Genomic DNA, 19,962 nt, shown 5'->3' on the forward strand with positions numbered 1-19,962 from the left:
TTGTCCGGGGCGCGCAGCCGCGACTGGCAAAAGTGACTCGCCTGAGGGGGGCGAAAATAAAACGATCAGCAAACTGCGATAATCCGCTGAGGCAGCCTTAAGCCCGAACCCGAGACGTTTGGGCTTCGCTAACACTCAACCCAGGTAGCAAAGCCCCCCCCAAAACACCCAAACCAAAACTTGGCACACCTCCTGCAATATCCTAGGTAACTACCCTTTTGGGGACCTCGGTACAGGCAGGCTGGGGAATCCCCTCTTTTCTTCTCGAGGCCATCACCCAGTGTGATGGCCTCTTTTTTCGTCCGTGAAAAGTCGCGAACCCCAGGCTAGAGCGCTTTTCACCCCACGGCCAAGCCCATGGGATTGGCCGTGGCAGACGAAGCACCTAGGCAACTCGGCGCCACATCCCGTTCCGCTCTGGTGCAAACCAGCGGCCCTTTGCCTGATAACGGGGCATTTCAGCGGGTCAGCGGGACCTCGACGTGGAGCACCCAGTCCTCACCTTCCTCGACGATACGATCACTGGCCTGCAGGGCGCCGCCGACGCCTACCAGCAAAATCTTCAGGTCCTGTCCGTCCTGGCGTACCGTCCAGGAAAAGCTGCCGCCCGGCCGCGCCACCCGCCCCTGGCGTTCGCCGCCGTCCCAGCGGGCGCGGGGCAGGCGCAGGCTGAGGGCGCCGTCGGGGCGATAGCGTTCGTAGAACAGCGAGCGATCGGCGGTGATCAGCAATTCGAAGCGGCCGGCTTCCTGGCGACTGTCCACCCCCAGGATGACCGGGCGGCGGGCCTCGGACGACCAGGGATCGGGATGGGTACGCTGGTACACCAGCTGGCCGATGATCATGCCGAACAGGCCGGCGCCCAGCGCCGCCGAGGCCAGCCAGAGGGTCAGGCGCTGGCGCTGGCTGCGCCATTCGGCCTTGAGCAGGTCGGGATCCTCCACCCGCGCCAGTTCTTCCCGGCGGGCGCGCTGTTCGCGCAACAGCCAGTCGACCAGCCGGCGCCAGAGGTTCATCGCCCTACCCCGCTCGCGACGGCGCGGCGGTGGCGCAGTACCATAGGCGCTTTGCCAGGCGCCCTGCCCTTCATGTTCGACATCATCCTCTACCAACCGGAAATTCCGCCCAATACCGGCAACGTCATTCGCCTGTGCGCCATCACCGGCTGCCGCCTGCATCTGATCGAGCCACTGGGCTTTGCGCTGGACGACAAGAAATTGCGCCGCGCCGGCTTGGACTACCACGAGTGGTCCAGCGTGCGGACCCATGCCAGCCTCGCGGCCTGTATAGCAGATTTGCAGCCACCCCGACTGCTGGCCTTCACCACCAAGGCCAGCCATCCCTTCACCGAGATCGCCTATGCGCCGGGCGATGCGCTGCTGTTCGGCCCGGAAAGTCGCGGCCTGCCGGCCGAGGTGCTGGAGTCCCTGCCGCCCGAGCAGCGGCTGCGCCTGCCCATGCTGCCCAATCGCCGCAGCCTCAATCTGTCCAACACCGTGGCCGTGGCGGTCTACGAAGGCTGGCGGCAACAGGGCTTCGCCGCACCGCCGGGCTGACCGTCAGAACCTTCCCGCCAGACGCGCCGTCCCATGACCTACAGGCACATCGCCAGACCGTCACACGAGGCGCACCATGAGCAAGATCGGCAAACCCAAGGTTGAACGCTACGATGCGCCCTCCGGTGGCTGGGGCTCGGCGCGCTCGGTGACCGAGATCGTCCTGCGCGAACGGGTGCCGCTCAAGTCCGGCGCCCTGCTGGCCAGGCAGAACAAGCATGGCGGCTTCGCCTGCGTGAGTTGCGCCTGGGCCAAGCCGGGCAAGCCCCACCCGCTGGAATTCTGCGAGAACGGCGCCAAGGCCACTGCCTGGGAGGTCACCAGCAAGAGGTGCGGACCGGAATTCTTCGCCGGCCATTCCCTCACCGAACTGCGCGGCTGGCGCGACTACGATCTGGAAGAGGTCGGACGCCTGACCCACCCCCTGCGCTACGACGTCGCCAGCGACCGTTATCGGCCGGTGAGCTGGGCCGAGGCCTTCGCCGACATCGGCGCCGAACTCAAGGCGCTGGATCCGGACTCGGTGATCTTCTACGCCTCGGGTCGGGCCGCGCTGGAAACCTCTTACCTCTATCAGCTCTATGCCCGCCTGTACGGCACCAACAACCTGCCGGACAGTTCCAACATGTGCCACGAAAGCACCTCGGTGGCCCTGCCCAAGAGCATCGGCGTGACCGTGGGCACCGTGACCCTCGACGACTTCGATCAGACCGACTGCCTGCTGTTCTTTGGTCAGAATCCGGGCAGCAACAGCCCGCGGATGCTGCATGACCTGCAGGAAGCACGCAAACGTGGCGCGCCTATAATCACCTTCAACCCCCTGCGCGAACGTGGCCTGGAAACCTTCGTCAATCCACAATCGCCGGTGGAGATGCTGACCGACCACCCCACCCAGATCAGCACCCAGTACCATCAGCTCAAGCCGGGTGGCGACCTCGCGGCCCTTACCGGCATGTGCAAGGCGCTGCTGACCGCCGATGACCAGGCCCGTGAACAGGGCCAGGCCGCGGTGCTCGATCATGCCTTCATCGCCGAGCACTGCCATGGCTTCGCCGACTTCTGCGAATGGCTGCAACGTCAGGAGTGGCCGCAGCTGGAGCGCCAGTCGGGCCTTACCCGCAGTGCGCTGGAAGCGGCCGCTACCGTCTATGCCCGCTGCCAGAAGGTCATCGGTATCTATGGCATGGGGCTGACCCAGCATCGCTACGGGGTGGAAACCATCCAGATGCTGGCCAACCTGCTGCTACTGCGCGGCAACCTCGGCAAGCCTGGTGCCGGTATCTGTCCGGTTCGGGGGCATTCCAATGTCCAGGGTCAGCGTACCGTGGGTATCACCGAAAAACCGGAACTGGCGCCGTTGAAGCAGCTGGGCGAGCGTTTCGGCTTCGCGCCGCCGCAAGACAAGGGCCGCAATACCGTAGAGGCCTGCGAAGGCATCCTCGACGGCTCGGTAAAGGCCTTCATCGGCCTGGGCGGCAACTTCCTGCGCGCCATTCCCGAGACCAGCCTGATGGAGCCCGCCTGGCGCACCCTGCGCCTGTCGGTACAGATCGCCACCAAGCTCAATCGCAATCATCTGGTGCCGGCGGACAAAGCCTACCTGCTGCCCTGCCTGGGGCGGACCGAGATCGATCGCCAGAACGAGGTGGAACAGGCCCATAGCACCGAGGACAGCACCGGCTGCATCCACGGCTGGCGCGGCGCGGCCGAGCCGCCCGAGGGTGAGTTGCTGTCCGAGCCAGCCATCGTCGCCGGATTGGCGAAGGCTACCCTGCCGGAAAACCCCAAGGTCACCTGGGATGCCTGGGTGGCCGACTATGCCCTTATCCGCGACGAGATCGCCCTCTCCTTTCCGGAGATCTTCCACGACTTCAATGCGCGGATGTGGGAGGTAGGTGGCTTCCATCGTCCGCTGCCAGCGGCCAAGCGCGAGTGGAAGACCGAAACCGGCAAGGCCAATCTCATCGTGCCACGCAGCCTGGAAGAAGACCCGGACATGCCCGCGAGCGGGCGTGACGTCCTGACCCTGATGACGCTGCGCAGCAACGACCAGTTCAACACCACCATCTACGGCTATCACGATCGTTTCCGCGGCGTGAAGGGCACCCGGGCGGTGCTCTTCATGAATCGCAACGACATCGAACGCCTGGGTCTGGCCGAAGGCGACAAGGTGCAGGTGTCGACGGTGGCCGACGATGGCGTGCGCCGCGAAGTGGGACCGCTGCGGGTCACGCCCTATAACATCCCGGAAGGCGCCTGTGGCGGCTACTACCCGGAATGCAATGCCCTGATCCCGCTTTGGCACCATGCCGAAGGCAGCAAGGTACCGGCGGCCAAGGCCATCCCGGTCCGTCTGAACAAGCTGATCGCGGCGAACGACGGCGGCTTTCCGGTAGAGCCGGAGGGGTATGGGGCGCAGTATTAGGCCCTGCTGGAGTCTCGCCTGAGCTAGGCCATGGCCTGCTGTTGGGCTTCGCTACGCTCAACCCAACCTACGGACGTGCTTTAGTAGGTTGGGCTGAGACAGCTCCATCGTCGAAGCCCAACGGCTACGCGAATGGCGGGCTTCGCTGCATCCAGCTCAGCCCGACGAGCCCTCAACCGATGGTCATCAGACTGGCATTGCCGCCGGCCGCTGCCGTGTTCACGCTCAGGGCGCGCTCGATGAGCAGGCGCTCCAGCGGGATGGCGGTTTCGCCACGGGCCAGGCCCTGGACACCGACGATGGGACCACTGCGCTTGGCCACCTGCTGGCAGACTTGGCGCAGCTGATCGGAATCGCCATGGTGCAGGACCGCTTCGAAGGCGACCTCGTCCTTGCGCCAGTCGGCCGCCACCTGCACCCGCGAGCGTACAGCCTGCGGCAGGCGATTCAGGGTGGCCTTGTGGGCCTCCTCGATTAGCGCCGTGCTGCCCACCGCCATGACCGCTGCCAGTTGCAGCAGCAGATCGCTGTCGTCGGCCGCCAGGCACAGCACCCGGCTACGTGGCAGCAGGCTGTAGCTGTTGCGCTCGCCGGTCGGACCCGGCAGCAGGCGGGTCAGGCCGCTCAGGGATTCTTCGGCGAATCTCAGGCAGGCCTGCTCCAGCTCGCCCAGGCCCTGCTGCCTGGCCCAGTCGTGCAGGGCGCCCAGCGGATTGCCGGCCTGCTGACGCAGGGCATCACGCACCTGCCATTCGGTCTCGCCGGTGCTGCCCTTGGCCAGGGCCACGGCGGGATCGCCATCGGGACGGGTGCTGAGCAGGCGATAGAGGTAGAGCGGACCGCCCGCCTTGGGACCGGTGCCCGAGAGGCCTTCGCCGCCGAAGGGCTGCACCCCGACCACCGCGCCGACCATGTTGCGGTTGACGTAGAGGTTGCCGGCATGGGCGCGCTCGATCACCTTGGCGATGGTCTCGTCGATGCGGGTGTGGACGCCAAAGGTCAGGCCGTAGCCGGTGGCATTGATCTGGTCGATCACCTTGTCCAGGTCCTTGCGACCATAGCGCACCACGTGCAGCACCGGCCCGAAGACCTCGCGACCCAATTCGGCCAGGCTTTCCAGCTCGATCAGAGTGGGCATGACGAAGGTGCCACGGTGGATGGCGTCGCCTTCGACGCGACCGCCCTGGTGCACCCGGCGGCCTTTGCCTCTCAGGGTCTGGATGTGCTTGTCGATGGTGGTCTTGGCCTCGCCGTCGATCACCGGGCCGATGTCGATGGCCAGGTTCTCCGGGTTGCCCAGGCGGCATTCGGCCATGGCGCCCTTGAGCATTTCCAGCACGCGATCGGCCACGTCGTCCTGCACGCAGAGCACGCGCAGGGCCGAGCAGCGCTGACCGGCGCTGTCGAAGGCGGAGGCGACCACGTCGGTCACCACCTGCTCGGCCAGCGCCGAGGAGTCGACGATCATGGCGTTCTGGCCACCGGTCTCGGCGATCAGCGGGATCGGCCGGCCCTGGGCGTCCAGGCGTCCGGCGATGTTGCGCGCCAGGATCTGGGCCACCTCGGTGGAGCCGGTGAACATCACGCCCTTGACCCGCACATCGTTGACCAGGGCGGCGCCGATGGTGGAGCCCTCACCTGGCAGCAACTGCAGCACGCCCTCGGGGATGCCGGCTTCCAGCAACAGACGCACGGCCTGGGCGGCGATCAGCGGAGTCTGCTCGGCCGGCTTGGCCAGCACGGTGTTGCCGGCGGCCAGGGCTGCGGCGATCTGGCCGCTGAAGATGGCCAGGGGGAAGTTCCAGGGGCTGATGCAGACCACCGGGCCCAGCGGGCGGTGGCTGTCATTGGCGAAGTCACGGCGCACCAGGGCGGCGTAGTAGCGCAGGAAATCCACTGCCTCGCGTACCTCGGCGATGGCGTTGGCGTAGGTCTTGCCAGCCTCGCGCACCAGGAGGCCCATCAATGGCTGCAGCTGCGCCTCCATCAGTTCGGCGGCGCGATCCAGGGCCGCGGCGCGCTGCTCGGGCGGGGTGGATTGCCAGATGGGCGCCGCGGTCAGGGCCTCTTCCAGGGCGATGTCGACATCGGCGCGAGTGGCGTTGCTGACCTGGCCGACACGGTCGCGGCGATCGGCCGGATTGAGCACCGGCTGCGGAATCGACGGCTCGCTGGCGCGACCCAGCAGCGGACGGGCTTCCCAGGCGGTGTTGCCACTGGCCAGCAGCGCGGCCGACAGCGAACCCAGGCGGTGCTCGCTGGACAGGTCCAGGCCGCTGGAATTGCAACGCTCGGCACCGTACAGGGCGCTCGGGTGGGGAATGCGCGGATGCGGCAGGCCGATGGCGCCTTCGCTGGTGGACTGCTGCTCGATCTGCACCACCGGATCGGCCACCAGCTCGTCGAGGGAGATGGAGTGGTCGGCGATGCGGTTGACGAAGGAGGTGTTGGCGCCGTTTTCCAGGAGGCGGCGGACCAGGTAGGCCAGCAGCGTCTCGTGGGTGCCCACCGGGGCATAGATGCGGCAGGGCCGCGCCAGCTTGCCGTCCTTGACGCTGCCCACCACCTGCTCGTACAGCGGCTCACCCATGCCGTGCAGGCACTGGAATTCGTACTGGCCGGGGTAATAGTTCTGCCCGCCGAGCTGGTAGATGGCGGCCAGGGTGTGGGCGTTGTGGGTGGCGAATTGCGGGTAGATGGCTTCCGGCGCGGCCAGCAGCTTGCGGGCGCAGGCCAGGTAGGCCACGTCGGTGTAGACCTTGCGGGTATAGACCGGATAACCCTCCAGGCCTTCCACCTGAGCGCGCTTGATCTCGCTGTCCCAGTAGGCGCCCTTGACCAGGCGGATCATCAGGCGGCGACGGCTGCGCCGGGCCAGGTCGATCAGGTAGTCGATCACCAGCGGGCAGCGCTTCTGGTAGGCCTGGATGACGAAGCCGATGCCGTTCCAGCCGGCCAGTTGCGGCTCGAAGGACAGACGCTCCAGCAGATCCAGGGAGATCTCCAGGCGATCGGCTTCCTCGGCGTCGATGTTCAGGCCGATGTCGTAGCGCTTGGCCAGCAGGGTCAGTTCCAGCAGGCGCGGGTAGAGTTCGCTCATCACCCGGTCGTACTGGGCGCGGCTGTAGCGCGGATGCAGCGCCGAGAGCTTGATGGAGATGCCCGGGCCTTCGTAGATGCCGCGACCGTGGGAGGCCTTGCCGATGGAGTGGATGGCCTGCTCGTAGGAGGCCAGGTAGCGGCGCGCGTCGGCCTCGGTCAGGGCCGCTTCACCCAGCATGTCGTAGCTGTAGCGGAAGCCCTTCGCCTCGAACTTGCTGGCGTTGGCCAGGGCCTCGGCGATGGTCTCGCCGGTGACGAACTGTTCGCCCATCAGGCGCATGGCCATGTCCACGCCCTTGCGGATCACCGGCTCGCCGCTCTTGCCGATGAGGCGATTGAGCGAGCTGGTGAGGCCGGCCTCGTTGTGGGTCGACACCAGGCGACCGGTCAGCAGCAGGCCCCAGGTGGCGGCATTGACGAACAGCGACGGGCTGTTGCCCAGGTGCGGCTGCCAGTTGCCGGTGCTGATCTTGTCGCGGATCAGGGCATCACGGGTGCCCTTGTCCGGGATGCGCAACAGGGCTTCGGCCAGGCACATCAGGGCCACGCCCTCCTGGGAGGACAGCGAGAACTCGCGGAGCAGACTCTGCACCATTCCGGAGCGCCCGGTTGCACCCTTGGCATTGCGCAGCTTCTCGGCGATGCGATGGGCCAGTTCGTGGGTAGCCTTGGCCTGGGCCGCGGGCAGGCGCGCCTGTTCCAGCAGCAGCGGCAGCAGCTCTTCTTCCGGCCGGCGATAGGCGGCGGTGATGGCCGAGCGCAGCACGGACTGCGGCAGGATGCTCTCGGCGAACTCCAGGAACGGCTGGTATACCGGATCGGCCAGGGCCTCGACGGCTTCGTTGTCGCCCTCGGCCAGACGCTGGGCGATACCCTGCAGATCGGCCAGGGTCGCGCCGCTTTCCAGGGTCTCCAGGTAGGTGTAGATGGCCTGCTTGATCAGCCAGTGAGGCGTCCGATCAATGCGGCGCGCCGCTTCCTTGAGACGATCGCGGGTGGCTTCGTCGAGCTTTACGCCCAGGGTAGTGGTAGTGGCCATGCGCAGGTCCTCAAGCAAGAAGGCGTCGAAATTCGGCGCAGCTTAGCGCTGCTCGAAATAAAAGTGCAACCAAGTGCAACCCATGAGGCTCTACCGTCGATCTGGTTGCACCAGCGGGTGGGTAACAGATCGCAAGGCTATGCAGAGATCAGGCCAAGGGGTGCGACCAGGTTGAACCCCCGGCAGAGGAGAGCCTGCCGGACGAAGAGCGATCGTTAGCCTGGCAAGTGTTACCTGGCTTCACACCAAGGCGCTGGCTTCAGGCCAGGGAAGGGAAATGCGGCAGGACGAATTCGCCCAGTTCCTGGACCACTTCGCTGGCCGGACGCCGCGAGGGCCGCAGGTTGAGCGCCAGGTGATTGACCCCCGCCTCCTGCAACTGGGCAAGGTAGTCCACCAGCGCTCGCCGCCCGCAGGACAGTCCGGCATGGATGGGCCGAGGCGGCTGGGCCGGATCGCTGGCCAGTTCGAAGAACAGCCCCTGGGCGAAGGGCTTGAACAGCTCGCGCCCGCCGATCTCGTCCAGCGCCTCGCGCCAGACCCGCGTCAGGGCCGGGACGTGCTCGGCGGGCACGAAGTAGTAGAACCAGCCATCGGCCTTGGCGGCGATCCAGTCCACCGTCTGCCGACTGCGCCCGGTCACCAGCGCCGGGATGCGGCCGTGCACCGGTTTGGGCACCAGATCGGCCAATCCCTGCAGATCGCCGAAACGGCGAAATTCACCCCGGGGAAAATTGGTCTCGCCGGCCAGGCGAAACATCTCGAAGGCATCGCGGAAGCGCTCGCCTCGCCGCTCGAATTCGCTCTCCAGGCCAAAGGCCGGGTACTCCACCGGACGATCGCCGGAGGCCACCCCCAGCACCAGCCGACCATCGCTCAACTGGTCGACCGAGGCCGCCATCTTGGCCAGGTGCAGCGGATGGCGCAGGGTGATGACGGCGCTGCCGGTGGCCAGGGTCAGGTGCTGGGTGATGCCCGCCAGGTAGCCGAGATAGGTGAAGGGCTCGAACACCTGGCCGGCGTCGTTGAAACCGGGATCGTAGAAGGGCACGTCGCGCGCCCAGAGTGCCGCGAAGCCCAGCTGGTCGGCCAGCCGCGCCAGGCGGGCATGGTCGCGCAGGGTCGGCATGGGATCGTCAGGATAGCCTTCCAGCGGCAGCAGAAAACCCAGGGTCAGACGACCCGGCGCGAAAAGTCGCGAAAAGCCCGGATGCTGCAGAAAGGCGCGGCGACGCTCCGTGGTGGACATGGGATTCCTTGCCGGAGAGGGAAAGCGGATGACCTTTCTATGGAGTCTAACGGCATTCCAGGGTTCGCCAGACAACCGATGAGGGCGCGAGGCGTCGCTCATCTCCGCCAAGGGGGGCCGCACCTGCTGGCGACGAAGCCTCCAGCCGCCCTTCCCTGCCGAGTCCAGGCCAGGACCTCTCGATCCCCACCCTTTGGCTGTACCACTAAAGCATGACTAATAAAAAATAGCCCATTAAAACGGCACCACTCGTTTCACCTGAACTTCGTGGCCAGGAACCTACTTCTTCAATAGTCCCGATACTGGGGACCAGCAAACAGCGGAATCCCTCTTTAAGCCTTTATACAAAGATTAGACTTACCATTATTTAAATGTTGTAAATACCAAACTTTTCCCCATGACCCTCGGCTAGAATCCGACGCCCTCAGCACTCCTCGAACCCCGGAACTTTCCGCCGAACGTTGGGAAATAGCCCCATGAAAATGAGCAACATGAGTGTTCGTACGAAGCTGTTTTCCGGCTTTACCGTCCTGATCATCCTGACCCTGGCTATCGCCTATGCCGGTTGGAACGGCATCCAGGCCCTGGGCCGACGCGGCAACCTGATCGAACAGTTCAACCAGATCGGGCTACTTGCCCGCGACATGCGCAATGCGCGCAAGGACTTTGCGATCTTGCCGGAAGCGGATCAGGCCAGTCGCTGGAAAAGCGGCATCGATGCCCTCGAACAGCACTTGCAGGATGCCCGTCCGCTGTTCAAACGTCCGGAGAGCAAAGCGCTGCTGGCCCGCACCGAACAGACCCTCAGGGAATACCGTGACCTCTATCGGCAGACGCTGAAGGTGACCCAGGACCGCACCACCACCCTTCAGGACGTGCGCAACACGGGCGATATGCTGGACAAGCGGTTGCAGGAGGCGTCCGGCGTCCTGAACCGCGAAGGCGATCAGGCCAGCGCCCAGCTGCCTTCCCTGCTGGCGGCGCTGCAGCAGCTGCGGATCCACCTGCACCTCTATGTACTCAAGTCAGCCGGCCCGCAACAGGAGGCCTTGCAAGCGTCTCTGGACAGGGTCGGCGAGGTACTCAAGACCCTGCCTTCGACCCCGGAATTGCAGCAGCTGCCAGGGCTCCTTGACGAGTATCAGCGCCAGGTCCAACAGCTGTTCAGTATTCAGAAGGCGTACCAGGAGGTTAATCAGGGCCTCTACCAGCATATCCAGGTGCTGCTCAAGACCTCCGACGAAATGAAACAGATACAGAGCCAGTTCCGCCTCGACGATATCCGCGGGGCCAAGCTGATGCTCTTTGGCGGGCTGCTGCTGGCGGTACTGCTCAGCCTGGTCGCGGCCTGGATCATTACCCGCTCCATCGTGACGCCGCTGCGCCAGACCCTGGCGACCGTGGAGCAGCTCGCTGCCGGCGACCTGACCGTGCAGATCGAGGCGGCGCGCAAGGACGAGATCGGCCAGTTGCAGGCGGCCATGCAGCTGATGATCGTCAATCTGAGCGATCTGATCCGCGAGCAGAAGGATGGCGTCATCCAGGTCGCCAGTGCCGCCGAAGAACTCTCCGCCATCACCGAGCAGACCCGCGCTGGCGCCTCGGCACAGAAGATGGAGACCGAGCAGATCGCCACCGCCATGCAGCAGATGAGCGCCACCATCAATGAGGTGGCGCGCAATGCCGAACAGGCGTCGACGACCGCCCGCGAGGCCACCCTCAAGACCCGCGAGGGTGACGAGATGGTCAACCAGGTCGCCACCCAGATCCAGACCCTGGCCCAGGAAGTGGACAGCACCCAGACCACCATGGAGTTGCTCAGGCAGGACGCCGACCGCATCGGCGGGGTGCTGGACGTGATCAAGGCGGTCGCCGAGCAGACCAATCTGCTGGCGCTCAACGCCGCCATCGAAGCCGCTCGCGCGGGTGAAGCGGGCCGTGGCTTCGCCGTGGTCGCCGACGAGGTGCGTGGCCTGGCGCAGCGTACGCGCTCCTCCACCGACGAGATCGCCAGCCTCATCACTAGGCTGCACGGCAGCACCGACAAGATGAGCGCCGCCCTGGACCGCAATATCCAGCTGACCGGCGACAGCGTCGACCTGACCCGCCAGGCGGGCGTGGTCCTGGGCAGCGTCAGCAGTGCGGTGAGCGAGATCGAGGCCATGAACGAGCAGATCGCCACCGCGGTCGAGCAGCAGAGCGCGGCCGGTGAAAACATCAGCCGCAGCGTGGTCAAGGTCCACGAAGTCGCCGACCAGACCGCAGCCGCCACCGAGAAAACCGCCGGTTCCAGCACCGAGCTGGCCAACCTGAGCCTGCAGCTGCAAGAGCTGACGTCGCGCTTCAGGGTCTGATACCTGTTCGGCTCCCGTTCCGCCGAACTCCCGGCCTGCTCTCGTCGCGGACGGAAGACCTCGGGCATTGATGATCGGGGGCTCGTTCAGGCCTGACGCCCAGGGGGCGTCTTGTCCATGCACTTCGGCGACACTTCAACCAGCCAGAAGCCTGCAGCGGAAGAAGCCCGGTTATCGAGTGAAAACCAACTACGAAGTTATGGGAATAATAAAGCCTTCATCCTGACCGAAGTTCGTCAGCCTCTGGACGAAGAGAATCCTCAACAGTCATAAACTTGAAACAAGGATTCCACAACCTGCTCTCTGTTGTTATCGGTTGAACGATATCTCTTATCTCAACAGATAGCTCTACCTGGCACTCCGGTATTTATCACCGAATCGCTCGATAATTTCTGCACAGGCCTTTCGATATCACTACGGCGGCAAGGCCTGGCGTGTTGCCGAGTTCCTGGCAATGAACGCTTTCCCAGCGCCGCTGCTGCTCAACCCTGGTCGTCGTTCAGGCGATCCGTTCGTACCTGCAATCGCGGCCAGCGCTCCAGCCAGCCCTTGGTCGCGAGCCGCTGGCGAAAGGCTTCCGGCCGAGGCCGCCAGGGATTGGGCGTGAGATGCAGTGAAATGACCCCCGAAAGTTGGACGCTGCCTTGAAGGCGTACCATGCCCAAGTACTCTCTAGCGTTCAAATTGAAGATCGTCGCTCAGTACCAAAAGGGCGATTGCAGCTACGGCCACCTCGCTAGGGTGCATGACGTCAGCGTGGTGCAGGTAAAAGGATGGATTGGCGCCTATGCCAATCACGGAAAAGCGGCTCTACAAAAGCGTTATCGTTATCACAGCATCGATTTCAAGATCGAGGTGGTGCGACAGATCGTCGAAGGCCTATCAATCCGACGGGCTAGTGAGCGATTTAGTCTCAATCGCTCCCAAATGCAGCGCTGGGTCGATGCGTGGCAGAGGTATGGTATCGAGGGGTTGGCCAGCAAACGCAGAGGTGACTCCTTGCCCCTTCTTCCCGTTCCAGATCCATCCGCTTTCAAGCCCCACATCGCAAACCCAGTCCGAGAGCTGGAAAAGCAGGTTGCCTATCTGCAGGTCAAAAACGCCTTTCTGCGCAAAGCCATGAGCTTGGGTCTCAAGGACAGTGACCTGGACAATCAGCAGAAAGCACTTATCGTGCAGGAGTTGCGGTCACGATATCCACTTGATGCGCTTCTTCAGGGAGCATGTCTTCCTCGAAGCAGCTTCTACTACCACCTCAAGGTCACTCGCCAACCAGACAAACAAGGTGCCCGCAAAGAGAGCATCCGGACGATGTTCGCGCATCATCGGGGTCGCTATGGCTATCGCCGCATCACGCAGGCGCTACGCAATCAGGGGCAGCAGATCAATCACAAGGCAGTACAGCGGCTGATGGGCGAAATGTCGTTAAAGTGCACGCTGCGACGCCGTCGCTATCGTCCATTCACAGGGCCGGAGTCCTGCGTGGCGCCTAACCTGCTGGAACGCCGCTTTACCGCACCGCAGCCCAATCAGCGGTGGGCGACTGACATAACGGAGTTTCGTGTCAATCAAAACCGGCTATACCTGTCACCGATTCTTGACCTCTTCAATAAGGAAATTGTGGCTTTCGAGATAAGTGAGCGCCCATCGTTCGAGATGGTCTTACGTATGTTGAAAGACGGATTGAAGACCCTTCGGCCTCATGAGAAACCGCTCATCCATTCCGATCAAGGCTGGCACTATCAATACCCTGCCTACCAACAGCTGATCCGTCAGCATGGACTGACTCAGAGTATGTCAAGGCGAGCCAATTGCCTCGACAATGCGGCAATGGAAAGCTTTTTTGCAGTACTAAAATCTGAGCTTTTCCACTGCAACAGGTTCTCAAGCGTAGAGGAGCTGGCAGTAGCAATTCGGGCCTATATCGACTACTACAATAAGGAGCGAATCAAATTGGCACTGGGTGGGCGCAGTCCAGCTGAATATCGTCTGGCAATAGCGAAAGCTGTGAATACCTGTGACGAATAGGACGTTTGCCTCATAGCTACCGCAGAGTCGATCGGTTTCTAGACCCTCGGCGTTTGAGGAGTGCAGGCATGCTCCGGGTCTCAATAAGCAGTGGCAGGCATGTCGGCTTCAAGAACGAGCCATCTTCAAAGTCATCTGCTGCGCTGCTATGATCCGCTAAGGAGATGGCATTCCTCCTCAAACCGCCTCGTGCTGATGATGCCTACGTAACCCCTTGGCAGGGTGCGTAGGTGCGCCCTGTCTTTTTCGAGGACAGCGCTATGCACCGACCATATCCCTCCCCGGCCCCTAGTCTTCCATTCCCCTTGGGAGACGTTCCATGCTGAAGCCGCTCATAGCCATCGCACTCGGTGCGACCTTGGGTGCCTGGCTCCGTTGGATACTGGGCTTGAAGCTAAATGCCTGGTTCCCGTCGCTCCCGCCTGGGACGGTCGTTGCGAATCTTGTAGGTGGCTACATCATCGGAATGGCCGTAGCCATCTTCGCTGCTTGGCCCGGGATTGCGCCTGAATGGCGGCTGTTTCTGATCACCGGATTTTGCGGCGGCTTAACCACCTTCTCGACGTTTTCTGCTGAGACACTGATGCTAATCCAGCAAGGAAGGCTGCTCATGGCGCTGACTGCAATCAGCGTTCATGTCGTGGGGTCCCTGTGCATGACAGCCCTGGGTATCTTGACCATCAACCTGCTGCACCCACGCTAAAGGCAATAGCATGAACGACTATCTCGTTACGTTCTATACCGAACAAAATCGTCGCCATGAACATCAGCAGATTGGAGATTGGCTTCTGGATCTTGCTAAAGAGCTTCACCTAAGTGGCGCAACGTTGTCAGTGGCGGCTGAAGGCTTTGGCCAAGATGGAAAACGCCACTCCGCTCATTTTTTTGAGCTTGCCGATCAGCCCATCCAGGTAACGATGGCGCTGACTCAAATTCAACACGACATGCTGTTTCAACGCCTCGAATCGGAAGACTTGGCACTGTTCTACATCAAGACGCCTGCCGAGATTGGCACGGTAGGACGCCACCGCCCTTCCCAAGAGACAGAGTCATCCTCGTCCTGAGCTGACGCACCTTTGAATCGGTTAAGGCGGCCGCGGTAACCAACGGCATCAAGGGATGGCTTTCACTGAGCCCCATTTGCGGACTCATCAGCTCACTCGTCGTAGAGAGTGGGCTGATGGTCCTAGCTTGGTAGCGTTGCTCAGCGAGGCGCCACCTAATCGACCTCATTTGCGTGGTTGCAGATGAGCAATGCAAGGCGAGACGAACAGCGTCCCGCGGTAGGCACCGGCTAGGGTGCGTCCCGCGACCACCGCCCACAGAGCAGTCAAGGCGACGACCAAAAAGGCACCGAAGACGGTAAGGAAACCTGACCCAAGCGTGCTTCCCAAACGTAGCGTCGTGACGGCATAGACGCCCAGTGGAAAAGTAAAACCCCACCATCCCAGGTTGAAAGGGATGCCGTGGCGCGCGTACTTCAGCGTGATCAGTATGGCAAGGCTCATCCACCACAAGCCGAGTCCCCATAGTAGGATCCCGCCAATTACGCCTAGCCCCTGCGCGACGGCGCCAATTCCGGCCATACCGTGAGCAGCGAAGATGACCGGCGCGTCGCTGCCCATCACGAGCAGACCCAACGCACCTGTACCAATGGGGCCAAGCGATAACCAGCTCGATGCAGCCATGTTCTCGTGAGGCAGCTTGTGCAGTGCCATCCGCAATAGCAGGATCACGAGGACACTTAGGGCGACAGGTACCGAATAGGCCCAAAGCACATAGCTGGTCACCAGCACGGTGAATTGGTGCCCGCCATCGGCTAGGTGCGGTGCCAACAGCCCGCCACTGGCAGCGGCCACTTCGGCGGCTACCACAGGTAGCAACCATACCGCCGTCATTTGATCGATGCTGTGCTGCTGACGAGTAAACATCAGGTACGGAATCGCTACTCCGCAAACCAGTGCCATGGCCGCATCGACCCACCAAAGTCCGGTGGCAATCGTGACAGCCACCTCACCCCATCGTGGCAGCCCAAAGATCAGCATCCCGTTGATGATTGTTGCCAACCCCATCGGAATGGTGCCGAAGAACATCGATACGGTGGAGTGGGCAAAAATTTGCTTGGCTTCGTTGTAGAACAAGATCCAGCGAGCGGCATACAAGCCGCTGAATAGAACGAAAAGCAAAATGTTGAACAGCCACAGTCCTTCGGCGATCAGACGCAAGCCGGGTACCGACGCGGGAAAACTCGCTAAGGCGATTGCCAAAATACCGGTGCCCATCGTTGCCGCAAACCAGTTGGGGGTGAACTGGCGAACGACTTCGAGCGGCTGCTTGAGCTGGCTGAGCGGCTTGCCGCCGGTGCGCAGGGCTATAGCATCCTTTAATGTCATGAGGTGAGCTCCGCTGAAGAATGCAAACAGTCTAGCCCGGCTCGATTATCTGAAAAATTGAATATGATATAAAAAGTAATCTACTAAATAGATAAGCAGTCCCCGCTGTCCGCAGGGACTGCTCCACGATCAAGGCTTCGCGACGTGCCAGACTTGATTGACACCTTCACCGGTCGTTTCACCGGGCTTGCTGTCCTTTACCCAGGTATAGAGTGGCTGCCCCTTATAGGCCCATTGCTGGCTACCATCCTCACGCTGTACTACGGTATAGCCGTCACCGCTCTTGGCCCCTGCCGGTGCCATCAGCGGCGGCCAGTTCTTGGCGCACGGGCCGTTGCAGGCGGACTTACCCTCGCTGTCCTTGGTGAAGGTGTAAAGCGTCATACCCTTTTCATCCACAAGCACCTTACCCAAGGTGGTGTCGCCAACCTTGGCGGGCGTGGCCGCCACGGCCAGCCCTGTCATGGAGAAAATGGCAGTGGCAATCAACACTTGTCTGAGCATGCTGGACCTCGATGGTTATTGGTTATTGGTTATTAGTATTTCGATTGGAGCACTTGCACTTGCACGGGAGCACCTGGCGCATCGGCTGCACCAGGTGCGATGACGAGGTAGCGCTGTTCATCCGCCTGGGATTGCTGAACCAGTTGGCGTATCGGTCCTACCGCATTCACGATAGCTGCGCCGGCGGGATTGGTTTGAAAAGCGGCGAGAGACTCAAGAGCGCCGCTACCGTCTGCATGACGAGCCAACGCTAGTACATAGGGCTGCTTGGCCACCAGGCCCGTAACCGAGGCCTGCAGGACCTGAGTCAAGCCCTGGTCGAAAAGTGTCACCTGAGTGGTATGACGTTCGTGTTGACCCGGCGGAGCCAGGGCGATCTGAATACTCTTGGCGGCGCTCCCTAACGGCTTAAGATTTGCCAGCCCAGCGCCCTGGGTAGCGGCGCGGGGAACGTAGACCAAAGCCTGGGGCGCCTGCCCCACGGGTACAGTGGTTTCAACGCTATTGGTCAGCGTATTGATGACGGCCACACTGTCAGCATTCTCTAGTCCCACGTACAACCGCGTGCCATCTCCTGACGGCCAGAGACCGTGGGGCAAAGCGCCAACAGGAATGCTGGCGACTTGGCTGAAATCATCGGTTCGGAAGACCTTGACTCGATTTTCTCCGCCTACCGTTACATAGGCGAAGCTTCCGCGGGCATTGCGAACCAAGTTGACGTGATTAGTGATCGCGCCAGTATCAAGCGTCTTAATCAAGCTGAACGGCGGTTTGGCTGCGAACACCTGGGTCTTACCGACATCTTTTAGGGTGAGCCAGACCTGTTGGCCATCTGCAGACGCAGCGATGTTGGGGCAGAAGGGACTCGCCTGAGCGACGCGGCCAACAATTCGATGCTCGGCAACCGAAACCACTACGGTTTCCGGAGTGAACGAGGAGCAGACGTAGCCATAGCGGCCATCAGGGGAGAAGATCTGCATGCCAGGGCCTGGCGGTACGCCAATTCGCGTCTTCTCTTTGAAAGTCACCGGGTCGATCACGGCGATATAGTCCTCGCCCCGTACCGTGACCCAGAGCTCTTTGCCGTCAGGGGTGAAAAAGGCTTCATGAGGCGCGCGACCCAGATAGGTTTTACCCTTCACCTGGTTGTTGGCGGTGTCGATGAAGGACACGGAGTTCGAGCCTATCGCTACGACGGCCAAGGTTCGCCCATCTGGCGAAAATCCCAAGCCATGCACCAGTAGCTCGCCCTTGTACAAAGGACTCAAGTTCTTGGGTTGGCTGTCGCCTAGGGTGATGACGCCGAGCAATTTTTCCGTGCTGGGATCAATCACCGATACCGTGTTGGAGAACTGCTCCGCCGTATACACACGGTCTTGGGAACTAATCGTGATGTCCGGTTGTGCAGCAGCACGCGGAACTTGACCGGCTGAAGCGGTGCAGGAGATTACTAACAACACAGCGGCGAGCGGGGTGAGCGACAATCGAGGCATGAGGATTACCGAGTTGGAGAGGCGGGCAATTCAGAAAGCGCCTGCTGCATGACGGCGATTTCCTGTTGTTGGGTGACAATGATCTCTTGGGCCAGACGGCGTAGGCGTTCGTTATGGCCATACCGCAATTGGATCCGTGCCATTTCGATCGCACCCTGGTGATGTGCCGTCATCTGGGTCACAAAGTCGCGGTCTACGTTGCCACTGCTGGGCTTGTGCATCGCGGCCATCATCTGATCCATGGCCTGACGGTTGTCGGCCTGCGCCGTGGCGGCGCTGCTATCAGGTTCGGCCCAGGCAATGGGAAGCACGAGCACCAGAAGGGTGACTGCCAACAACGGGTGTTTGACTGAAAACACGTGGCGCTCCAGCAGACTGGTGAGTTTCCAATGCAGACGTTTGTACGGTCTGGGTTATTCCATACCTACAAAAATAAAAATTGTGGGGAATAAAAGGTCAGCTCAAGCGTCTGTCAGCGATACCAGGGGAATGTCCATGCTTGATGACGCCATGCTTTCTCAGCTACTACCGTCTCTGCGTCGCTTCGCAAGATCGCTTACTCGTCACGAAGCCAGCGCCGATGACTTGGTCCAGAGTTGTCTAGAACGGGCGCTTACGCATGGGAACACGCGCTGTCCCGCCGGTGATGTGCGAGCCTGGCTGTTCACCATCCTGTACCGCCAATTCGTTGATGGCCGACGTCGTGAGCGCCGCTATGGTCGTCTGTTGGAGTGGCTGGGATTCCAAGAGGTCCCGGTTGAGCCTTCGGCTGAGACGATCTATCTGGATCAAGAAGCGTTGACGAATCTTGAGAGACTCAATGACGAACAGCGTGCCCTGCTGCTGTTGGTCGCGGTGGAAGGCATGAGCTATCGCGATGTATCACAGGCGCTTGGCATTCCACTGGGAACCGTCATGTCTCGTTTGGCGCGGGCACGCGCGGCCTTGAGACAGATCCACGAAAGTCCTTTGGCTACCGCCGCTTTGCGAGTATTGAAATGATGTATCGACCTCCTACTCCTGAAGAGTTGATGGCTTATGCCGACAATCAGTTGGATGCGCTGCGGCACGAGGAGGTGATGCGCTATCTTGCAACCCATCCGGAAGATGCCGCACGGGTAGCTGATATCCGCGAGCAGAATCGTCGGCTACGGCTGATTTTTTCTCCCGTGCTTGAGCCTTTACCGACACACCTTATGCCAGCAGTCGTGCGACACCGGATAGTCGCCAGACGTAAAAGACGTATGACTTATCTCGCTTCGCTAGTGCTGACGTTAGGCCTGGGTAGCGGCTTAGGGTGGCAGGCACGGGAATCGATGCTGCGGCGGGCGCACGTTCCAATGGCGGATGCCGTGGAGGCTTATCGACTATTTGCGAGCGCCGAGGGGCGGCCGCCAGTCGATGTAACCGGCCAGGACGGTGCGATTCAGCATTGGCTTGAAAGGACATTTGTGCAGGCGCCCGCCCTCCCTAACCTGGAGCGCTTCGGCTTGATCCCAGTGGGTGGTCGTCTCATGGCCACGGACACCGGCGCCGCCGCGATGGTGCTCTACCGGGATACGAAAGGGCGCCAAGTGATCTTCTATGTGCGGCATCCCAACAGCCAGCGCGACGTTGGCCACGGATCTCGTAGGGAAAGCGATGTTACGGCTGACTATTGGTCAGGACAGGGCTACAACTTTGCGTTGGTGAGTCCTAGCGAAGCATCGTTTGATACCTTGCGTGAGGCGATCTCGCAGAGGCCACCTCTCTAGTTCCCGTTCAGACCAGTGCTCGTTGCTTGAAACCAACCCTGTCCAACATTTGGGGGTCATTTCAC

16 protein-coding genes, 1 pseudogene and 1 riboswitch are annotated in these 19,962 nt (G+C 61.8%); of the genes and pseudogenes, 9 read left to right on the plus strand and 8 right to left on the minus strand.

The window, feature by feature from the left end:
* Positions 1–458: 458 nt before the first annotated feature.
* Positions 459–1,016, minus strand: coding sequence for a hypothetical protein (locus tag PVZ72_RS22435; RefSeq protein WP_273863042.1), 558 nt, complete (start codon positions 1,014–1,016; stop codon positions 459–461).
* 72 nt (positions 1,017–1,088) lie between these two features.
* Between PVZ72_RS22435 and PVZ72_RS22440 the strand changes: the two genes are divergently transcribed.
* Together PVZ72_RS22440 and PVZ72_RS22445 are read left to right on the plus strand one after the other, a co-directional pair.
* Positions 1,089–1,556: a tRNA (cytidine(34)-2'-O)-methyltransferase gene (locus tag PVZ72_RS22440; RefSeq protein WP_273863043.1), complete on the plus strand. Its 468-nt coding sequence runs from the start codon at positions 1,089–1,091 to the stop codon at positions 1,554–1,556.
* A 76-nt stretch (positions 1,557–1,632) separates the two neighbouring features.
* Positions 1,633–3,981 carry an FdhF/YdeP family oxidoreductase gene (locus PVZ72_RS22445; protein ID WP_431312660.1) on the plus strand — a complete coding sequence of 783 codons (2,349 nt, stop codon included), beginning with the start codon at positions 1,633–1,635 and terminating at the stop codon, positions 3,979–3,981.
* Between the two features lie 172 nt (positions 3,982–4,153).
* Here the strand turns inward: PVZ72_RS22445 and putA are convergent, their stop codons facing one another.
* The gene (gene putA / locus PVZ72_RS22450) at positions 4,154–8,122 is read right to left on the minus strand and encodes a trifunctional transcriptional regulator/proline dehydrogenase/L-glutamate gamma-semialdehyde dehydrogenase (protein WP_273863044.1); all 3,969 of its coding nucleotides are present in this window, start codon (positions 8,120–8,122) and stop codon (positions 4,154–4,156) included.
* 259 nt (positions 8,123–8,381) lie between these two features.
* Complete coding sequence (locus PVZ72_RS22455) at positions 8,382–9,371, minus strand: LLM class oxidoreductase (protein ID WP_187980921.1); 990 nt, start codon at positions 9,369–9,371, stop codon at positions 8,382–8,384.
* Between the two features lie 491 nt (positions 9,372–9,862).
* Between PVZ72_RS22455 and PVZ72_RS24405 the strand changes: the two are divergent.
* Both PVZ72_RS24405 and PVZ72_RS24410 read left to right on the plus strand, forming a co-directional pair.
* Positions 9,863–10,867, plus strand: a pseudogene (locus PVZ72_RS24405) (methyl-accepting chemotaxis protein); the annotation flags it as partial.
* 144 nt (positions 10,868–11,011) lie between these two features.
* On the plus strand, positions 11,012–11,725 hold the full coding sequence (locus PVZ72_RS24410) for a methyl-accepting chemotaxis protein (RefSeq protein WP_372240041.1): 714 nt from the start codon (positions 11,012–11,014) through the stop codon (positions 11,723–11,725).
* A gap of 482 nt (positions 11,726–12,207) precedes the next feature.
* Here PVZ72_RS24410 and PVZ72_RS22465 read toward each other — a convergent pair whose 3' ends face one another.
* Complete coding sequence (locus PVZ72_RS22465; RefSeq protein WP_273863045.1) at positions 12,208–12,384, minus strand: nucleotidyltransferase family protein; 177 nt, start codon at positions 12,382–12,384, stop codon at positions 12,208–12,210.
* On the opposite strand from PVZ72_RS22465, the gene PVZ72_RS22470 reads away from it, so the two are divergent.
* The 3 genes from PVZ72_RS22470 to PVZ72_RS22480 all read left to right on the plus strand — a co-directional run bounded on the left by PVZ72_RS22470 (position 12,383) and on the right by PVZ72_RS22480 (position 14,817).
* Complete coding sequence (locus tag PVZ72_RS22470; RefSeq protein WP_081049679.1) at positions 12,383–13,753, plus strand: IS3 family transposase; 1,371 nt, start codon at positions 12,383–12,385, stop codon at positions 13,751–13,753. The genes PVZ72_RS22465 and PVZ72_RS22470 overlap by 2 nt on opposite strands.
* 151 nt (positions 13,754–13,904) lie before the next feature.
* Positions 13,905–13,965, plus strand: a riboswitch (Fluoride riboswitch).
* Between the two features lie 107 nt (positions 13,966–14,072).
* Positions 14,073–14,456: a fluoride efflux transporter CrcB gene (gene crcB / locus PVZ72_RS22475; protein WP_027597932.1), complete on the plus strand. Its 384-nt coding sequence runs from the start codon at positions 14,073–14,075 to the stop codon at positions 14,454–14,456.
* Positions 14,457–14,466: 10 nt separating this feature from the next.
* A complete protein-coding gene (locus PVZ72_RS22480; RefSeq protein WP_027597933.1) occupies positions 14,467–14,817 on the plus strand; it encodes a DUF190 domain-containing protein in 351 nt (116 codons plus the stop codon).
* Positions 14,818–14,982: 165 nt separating this feature from the next.
* On the opposite strand, the gene PVZ72_RS22485 is transcribed toward PVZ72_RS22480, so the two are convergent.
* The 4 genes from PVZ72_RS22485 to PVZ72_RS22500 all read right to left on the minus strand — a co-directional run bounded on the left by PVZ72_RS22485 (position 14,983) and on the right by PVZ72_RS22500 (position 18,502).
* A complete protein-coding gene (locus PVZ72_RS22485; RefSeq protein WP_027597934.1) occupies positions 14,983–16,146 on the minus strand; it encodes a TDT family transporter in 1,164 nt (387 codons plus the stop codon).
* Positions 16,147–16,275: 129 nt separating this feature from the next.
* Positions 16,276–16,650, minus strand: coding sequence for a COG4315 family predicted lipoprotein (locus PVZ72_RS22490; protein WP_027597935.1), 375 nt, complete (start codon positions 16,648–16,650; stop codon positions 16,276–16,278).
* A gap of 32 nt (positions 16,651–16,682) precedes the next feature.
* Positions 16,683–18,143: a YncE family protein gene (locus PVZ72_RS22495; RefSeq protein WP_037007585.1), complete on the minus strand. Its 1,461-nt coding sequence runs from the start codon at positions 18,141–18,143 to the stop codon at positions 16,683–16,685.
* A 5-nt stretch (positions 18,144–18,148) separates the two neighbouring features.
* On the minus strand, positions 18,149–18,502 hold the full coding sequence (locus PVZ72_RS22500) for a DUF305 domain-containing protein (protein ID WP_051398701.1): 354 nt from the start codon (positions 18,500–18,502) through the stop codon (positions 18,149–18,151).
* A 130-nt stretch (positions 18,503–18,632) separates the two neighbouring features.
* Here PVZ72_RS22500 and PVZ72_RS22505 point away from each other — a divergent pair, with 130 nt between their 5' ends.
* Entirely contained in the window at positions 18,633–19,145 is a 513-nt protein-coding gene (locus PVZ72_RS22505) for an RNA polymerase sigma factor (protein WP_027597937.1), read from the plus strand.
* Between the two features lie 29 nt (positions 19,146–19,174).
* The gene (locus PVZ72_RS22510; protein WP_108576350.1) at positions 19,175–19,897 is read left to right on the plus strand and encodes an anti-sigma factor family protein; all 723 of its coding nucleotides are present in this window, start codon (positions 19,175–19,177) and stop codon (positions 19,895–19,897) included.
* Positions 19,898–19,962 lie beyond the last annotated feature (65 nt).

It is taken from the genome of Pseudomonas sp. LA5 (genome assembly GCF_028640825.1).
In the GTDB taxonomy this organism is placed as follows: Bacteria; Pseudomonadota; Gammaproteobacteria; order Pseudomonadales; family Pseudomonadaceae; genus Chryseomonas; species Chryseomonas aestiva.

Coding starts and splice junctions, on each gene's coding strand:
- PVZ72_RS22435 (WP_273863042.1), bottom strand. CDS start 1,016: ATGAACCTCTGGCGCCGGCTGGTCGACTGGCTGTTGCGCGAACAGCGC.
- PVZ72_RS22440 (WP_273863043.1), top strand. CDS start 1,089: ATGTTCGACATCATCCTCTACCAACCGGAAATTCCGCCCAATACCGGC.
- PVZ72_RS22445 (WP_431312660.1), top strand. CDS start 1,633: ATGAGCAAGATCGGCAAACCCAAGGTTGAACGCTACGATGCGCCCTCC.
- putA (WP_273863044.1), bottom strand. CDS start 8,122: ATGGCCACTACCACTACCCTGGGCGTAAAGCTCGACGAAGCCACCCGC.
- PVZ72_RS22455 (WP_187980921.1), bottom strand. CDS start 9,371: ATGTCCACCACGGAGCGTCGCCGCGCCTTTCTGCAGCATCCGGGCTTT.
- PVZ72_RS24410 (WP_372240041.1), top strand. CDS start 11,012: ATGCAGCAGATGAGCGCCACCATCAATGAGGTGGCGCGCAATGCCGAA.
- PVZ72_RS22470 (WP_081049679.1), top strand. CDS start 12,383: ATGCCCAAGTACTCTCTAGCGTTCAAATTGAAGATCGTCGCTCAGTAC.
- PVZ72_RS22465 (WP_273863045.1), bottom strand. CDS start 12,384: ATGGTACGCCTTCAAGGCAGCGTCCAACTTTCGGGGGTCATTTCACTG.
- crcB (WP_027597932.1), top strand. CDS start 14,073: ATGCTGAAGCCGCTCATAGCCATCGCACTCGGTGCGACCTTGGGTGCC.
- PVZ72_RS22480 (WP_027597933.1), top strand. CDS start 14,467: ATGAACGACTATCTCGTTACGTTCTATACCGAACAAAATCGTCGCCAT.
- PVZ72_RS22485 (WP_027597934.1), bottom strand. CDS start 16,146: ATGACATTAAAGGATGCTATAGCCCTGCGCACCGGCGGCAAGCCGCTC.
- PVZ72_RS22490 (WP_027597935.1), bottom strand. CDS start 16,650: ATGCTCAGACAAGTGTTGATTGCCACTGCCATTTTCTCCATGACAGGG.
- PVZ72_RS22495 (WP_037007585.1), bottom strand. CDS start 18,143: ATGCCTCGATTGTCGCTCACCCCGCTCGCCGCTGTGTTGTTAGTAATC.
- PVZ72_RS22505 (WP_027597937.1), top strand. CDS start 18,633: ATGTCCATGCTTGATGACGCCATGCTTTCTCAGCTACTACCGTCTCTG.
- PVZ72_RS22510 (WP_108576350.1), top strand. CDS start 19,175: ATGGCTTATGCCGACAATCAGTTGGATGCGCTGCGGCACGAGGAGGTG.